Genomic DNA, 5,722 nt, shown 5'->3' on the forward strand with positions numbered 1-5,722 from the left:
GAGGCCAAGTCGAACGGCGTGATCGGCTTCAACCCGACCATGCGCTACGTCACCAACCGCAAGGGCGACCTGGTGGTGATCTCGCGTTCGGGCGAAATCACCATCCACGACGAGTACGGTCGCGAGCGCGAGCGCCACAAGGTGCCCTACGGCGCCATCCTGACGGTGAAGGCCGACCAGGCCGTCAAGGCCGGCACCGTGCTGGCCAACTGGGATCCGCTGACGCGCCCGATCATCACCGAGTACGCTGGTACCGTGAAGTTCGAGAACGTCGAGGAAGGCCTGACGGTGGCCAAGCAGGTCGACGAGGTCACCGGCCTGTCGACGCTGGTGGTGATCGACCCGAAACGCCGCGGCTCGGCCAAGATCGTGCGTCCGCAGGTGAAGCTGATCGACGCCAGCGGCAACGAGGTCAAGATCCCAGGCACCGACCACTCGGTGACCATCGGCTTCCAGGTCGGCGCCCTGATCCAGGTGCGCGACGGCCAGGACGTCGGCCCCGGCGAGGTGCTGGCGCGCATTCCGGTCGAAGGCCAGAAGACGCGTGACATCACCGGCGGTCTGCCGCGCGTGGCCGAGCTGTTTGAGGCCCGCACGCCCAAGGACAAGGGCGTGCTGGCCGAGCACACCGGCACCGTGTCCTTCGGCAAGGAGACCAAGGGCAAGATCCGCCTGCAGATCACCGACCCCGACGGCAAGGTGTGGGAAGAGCTGATCCCGAAGGAGAAGAACATCCTGGTGCACGAAGGCCAGGTGGTCAACAAGGGCGAGAGCATCGTCGACGGGCCGGCCGATCCGCAGGACATCCTGCGCCTGCTGGGCATGGAGGAGCTGGCGCGCTACATCGTCGACGAGGTGCAGGACGTCTACCGCCTGCAGGGCGTGAAGATCAACGACAAGCACATCGAGGTGATCGTGCGCCAGATGCTGCGCCGCGTGGTGGTGGAGAACCCGGGTGACTCCGGCTACATCGCCGGCGAGCAGGTCGAGCGCAGTGAGATGCTGGACACCAACGACGCGCTGCGGGCCGAGGACAAGATCCCCGCCACCTACACCAACCTGCTGCTCGGCATCACCAAGGCCTCGCTGTCGACCGACTCGTTCATCTCCGCGGCCTCGTTCCAGGAGACCACGCGCGTGCTGACCGAAGCCGCCATCATGGGCAAGCGCGACGAGCTGCGCGGGCTGAAGGAGAACGTCATCGTCGGCCGCCTGATCCCGGCCGGCACGGGTCTCGCCTACCACCAGGCGCGCAAGGCCAAGGACCAGATGGACGACGCCGAGCGCCGCGCCATCGCCGAAGCCGAGGCGGCCGAGTTGGAAGGCCTGGCGGCGCCCGATGCCGAGGGCAGCGAGCCCGCCCCTGCCGACGAGGGAGCAGCGGCCGAGTAAGCGCGGTCGCTTTCCCAGCGGACAGCGCCCTGCCGCCGCCCAGTCGGCGGCATGGGCGCTTTTTTTCTTGTTCGTGATGCTGACTTCTTCATACTGGTTCTGGTCGCTGCTGGCGCTGCTGCTGTTCTGGGCCGTCGGCGCCTACAACCGCCTGGTGCGTCTGCGCGCCAGCGTGACCAAGGCCTTCGCCGCGCTCGACGAGCAGTTGCTGCGGCAACTGGTGCTGATCCAGGGCTGCCTGCCCGAGTCGCTGCGCGACGATTCGCACGAGGATGCGGACGAGCCCGCCGATGCCGCCATGGCGGCCTGGCAACGGCTGCAAGCGGCCGGTGAGCAGTTCGGCGTGGCGCTGGCGCAGGCGCGCGCGCAGCCGGTCGATGCCGCCGCCATGGCCGGCCTGGTGCTGGCACACGAGGCCTTGCGCACCGCCTGGACCAGCGCGCTGGCCGAAGCAGTACCCGCGGATGCCGTGCCCTCCGCCGAACGCCTGCAGCAACGCTGGATGCGCCTGCTGCACCAGACGCTGCCGCTGCGCACTGCTTTCAACGAGGCGGCGCAGGCCTACAACCTAGCGATCCGGCAATTCCCGGCGGCGCTGCTGGCGCGGATCAGCGGATTCCGCGCCGCCGGCACCATCGCCCGCCTGACCGAAGCCCATTGACACCGCCGTGAGCCCCGTCGCCGTCGCCGCGCCAGCGCCGCCCCTGTGGCGCCAGCTGCAGCAGGTTGCGCGGCTGGTGCAGGGCGTGGAGGCGGGGCGTTCGCTGACCGCGCAGCTGGAAGCGGTCGAACCCGGGCTGCGCCCCGGCGTGCAGGCGCTGTCGTTCCACGCGCTGCGCTGGCTTGGCCTGGCGCGGGCGCTGCGGCGCCAGTTGGCACCGCGCCAGCCGCCGCCGCTGGTGGACGCGCTGCTGTGCACCGCCCTGGGCCTGCTGGCCGCGGATGGCCCCTTGCCGTACCCGCCGTTCACCTTGGTCGACCAGGCGGTCGAAGCGGCCAAGCGCGAGCGTACGCTGCGTGCGCAGGCCGCATTCGTCAATGGCTGCCTGCGCCGCTTCCTGCGCGACCGCGAAGCACTGATGCAGGCGGTGCAGGGCAATCCGGTGGCACGCTGGAACCATCCCCGCTGGTGGATCGAGCGCCTGCAGCGCGACCATCCGGATCAATGGATGGCGGTGCTGGCGGCGGCCCAGCAGCCGGCGCCGCTGGTGCTGCGCGTGAATACGCGGCGCAGCACGGTGGCGGCGTTCTGCCAGCGCCTGGAGGACGCCGGCATCGACGCGCGTGCGCTCGGCGGCGCGGCGGTCTGGCTGCCGACGCCTGTGCCGGTGTCGGCGATTCCCGGTTTCGCCGAAGGCTGCGCCTCGGTGCAGTCGGCCGCCGCGCAGCTGGCGGGGCCGCTGCTGCTGTCGCGGCTTGAGAACCCGGCGCCGCGGGTGCTGGACGCCTGCGCGGCGCCGGGCGGCAAGACCGCGCACTTGCTGGAGCTGTGCCCTGCTGCGCACGTGACCGCGCTGGAAATCGATGCCGCGCGCAGCCGCCGCATCGCCGACAACCTGGCCCGGCTCGGGCTCGAGGCCGAGATCCGCGTTGCCAATGCCGCCGACGTGCCAGGCTGGTGGCGCGGCGAGCGCTTCGATGCCATCTTGCTCGACGCACCGTGCAGCGCCTCGGGCATCGTCAGCCGGCATCCCGATGTGCGCTGGCTGCGCCGCGACAGCGACATCGCGCAACTGGCGGCAGCGCAGGATCGCCTGCTGCAGGCCTTGTGGCCGCTGCTGCGCCCCGGCGGCCATCTGCTGTACTGCACCTGCTCGGTGTTTCGCCAGGAGGGCGAGCAGCGCGTGGCGGCGTTTGCTGCAAACAACACCGATGTCGGTTTGCTGCCCTCGCCGGGCCATTTGCTGCCTGCTGCGGGCGGTGGCGCGGTCAGCCTTGGCGACAATGGGGGCCGTGACGATGGCTTTTACTACGCGCTGCTGCACAAGCGCACCGATTGACGCCGGGCGGCACCGCTGGTGGTGGGCTTGGCTGCTGGCCGGTCTGATGGCACTGGCCTGGGGACCGTCCCGGGCCGCTGAACTGAGCGAGCTGCGGATCGAGCGCACCGAAGACGGCGTCTACCTGACCGCGCAGTTCCAGCTCGCGCTGCCGGACACGCTGGTGGACGCGCTGGAGAAGGGCATTCCGGTGTACTTCGTCATCGAGGCCGACGTGGTGCGCGAGCGCTGGTACTGGTACGACCAGGAACTGGTGTCGGCACGGCGCTACCTGCGCGTGGCCTACCAGCCGCTGACGCGCCGCTGGCGCCTGAACGTGTCTTCCGAACCGCTCGCCCACAGCGGCCTGGGCGTCAGCCTGGCGCAGCATTACGACTCGCTGGACGAGGTGATGGCGGCGGTGCAGCGCGTGGCGCGCTGGCGCATCGCCGATGCCGCGGCGCTGGAGCGCGACGGCCGGCAGACCCTGCGGTTCCGTTTCCGGCTCGATGTCAGCCAGTTGCCGCGCACCTTCCAGATGGGCGCGCTGGGCCAGTCCGACCGCGCCATCGCGATCGAGCGGCGTATCGAACTGACGCAGGAAGCCGACCGATGAGCAGGCCGGCCGACGCCTCCGGTCCACCGGACACCGCGCGCCGGCGGCTGCGGCGCTGGTCGCTGCTGCTGGCCATCAGCCTGCTGGTCGGCATCGGCCTGATCCTGATCTTCCTGCTGGTCCAGGCCACCAACAACCGCCTGCTCTACGAGCGCTACTACGCCCGCCTGTTCGTCGTCAACGTGGTGGTGGCGGCGGTGCTGGCGCTGGTCATCATCTGGGGCATCTACCGGCTGTGGCTGCGGCTCAAGCGCGGCAAGTTCGGCAGCCACCTGCTGATCAAGCTGGCGGCCATCTTCGGCCTGGTCGGCGTGCTGCCGGGCCTGCTGATCTACGTGGTGTCGTACCAGTTCGTCTCGCGCTCGATCGAGTCCTGGTTCGACGTCAAGGTCGAGGGCGCGCTGGAGTCGGGCCTGACGCTGGCGCGCGCCTCGCTGGAGACCCAGGCGCGCGACTTCGGCAACCAGCTGCGCCTGGCCTCGGCCAGCCTGGAAGAGGTGCCCGACGCGCTGGTCGCCGTGCCGCTCGATCAGCTGCGCTCGCAGCTGGGCGCGACCGACGTCAACCTGTGGTCCGGCGCCGGCCGGCTGATCGCCGGCGCCGGGCAATCGCGCTTCCAGATCGCGCCCGATCGTCCGTCGGCGCAGATGCTGCGCCAGCTGCGGGCACAGGGCGTGGCGACGCAACTCGAGGGCGTCGACGAGGAGGGCGGCGTGGCCGGCAAGGACGCCAGCCCGCCCCGCATCCGCGCGCTGGTGCCGGTGCGGGCGCGCTCGATCGGCCTGACCGGCGAGCCGCGCCTGCTGCAGGCGGTGCAGCCGCTGCCGACCGCGCTGGTCTCGCATGCGCTGGCGGTGCAGGAGGCCAACCGCGAGTACCAGGAGCGCGCGCTCGGCCGCGACGGCCTCAGGCGCATGTACATCGGCACGTTGACGCTGGCGCTGTTCCTGTCGGTGTTCGGCGCCGTGCTGCTGGCCGCCGTGCTGGGCAAGCAGCTCGCCACGCCCTTGCTGATGCTGGCCGACGGCATGCGCCAGGTGGCGGCGGGCGACCTGCGGCCCAAGGTGGTGTTGCGCGGGCGCGACGAGCTGGTTGGCCTGACGCGCTCGTTCGCCGACATGACGCAGCAACTCGCCGATGCGCGCGCCAGCGTCAACTCCAGCATGCGGGCGGTGGAGGCGGCGCGCGCCGGGCTGCAGACCATCCTCGATAACCTGACGGCGGGCGTCATCGTGCTCGATCACGCCGGCGTCATCCAGTCGTCCAACCCGGGCGCCACGCGCATCCTGCGGGCGCCGATGGCAGCCAGCAGTGGCCGCTCGCTGGCCGCGTTGCCGGGCCTGGAGGCGTTCGCCGACGAAGTGCAGGCGCAGTTCGCCGCCTTCGAGGGCGAGCGCAGCGAGCATGGGCTGGACCACTGGCAGAAGTCGTTCGAGCTGTACGGCCATGCCGCCGGCGGCATGCCGAGCGATGCCGTGTCGCTGGTGGCGCGCGGCGCCGCGCTGCCGGACGGCCAGCGCCTGCTGGTGTTCGACGACATCTCCGAGATCGTGTCGGCGCAGCGCGCGCAGGCCTGGGGCGAGGTGGCGCGCCGGCTGGCGCACGAGATCAAGAACCCGCTGACGCCGATCCAGCTGTCGGCCGAACGCCTGGAGCACAAGCTGGCCGACAGGCTGCAGGGTGCCGATCGCGCCCTGCTGGCCAAGTCGGTGCACACCATCGTCGAGCAGGTCGA

The 5,722-nt window shown here is 70.8% G+C and carries 4 protein-coding genes and 1 pseudogene; all 5 read left to right on the top strand.

All coding sequences use genetic code 11. From position 1 onward, the window contains the following. Positions 1-1,392 (top strand): annotated as a pseudogene (locus PK606_RS15740) (DNA-directed RNA polymerase subunit beta'); the annotation flags it as partial. Between the two features lie 76 nt (positions 1,393-1,468). Beyond that, positions 1,469-2,053 carry a LemA family protein gene (locus PK606_RS15745; protein WP_324565296.1) on the top strand — a complete coding sequence of 195 codons (585 nt, stop codon included), beginning with the start codon at positions 1,469-1,471 and terminating at the stop codon, positions 2,051-2,053. 7 nt (positions 2,054-2,060) lie between these two features. Beyond that, positions 2,061-3,392 (top strand): 16S rRNA (cytosine(967)-C(5))-methyltransferase RsmB, encoded by a 1,332-nt coding sequence (rsmB, locus tag PK606_RS15750; protein ID WP_324565297.1) that lies wholly within the window; start codon positions 2,061-2,063, stop codon positions 3,390-3,392. Between the two features lie 46 nt (positions 3,393-3,438). Next, entirely contained in the window at positions 3,439-3,987 is a 549-nt protein-coding gene (locus tag PK606_RS15755; protein WP_324565298.1) for a DUF4390 domain-containing protein, read from the top strand. After that, positions 3,984-5,722, top strand: a 1,739-nt coding sequence (locus PK606_RS15760; protein WP_324565299.1) for a sensor histidine kinase, incomplete at its 3' end; no start/stop codon positions are given. The genes PK606_RS15755 and PK606_RS15760, both read left to right, overlap by 4 nt.

Origin of the sequence: Ottowia sp. (assembly GCF_035444425.1) — a bacterium.
Classification (GTDB): Bacteria; Pseudomonadota; Gammaproteobacteria; order Burkholderiales; family Burkholderiaceae_C; genus Ottowia.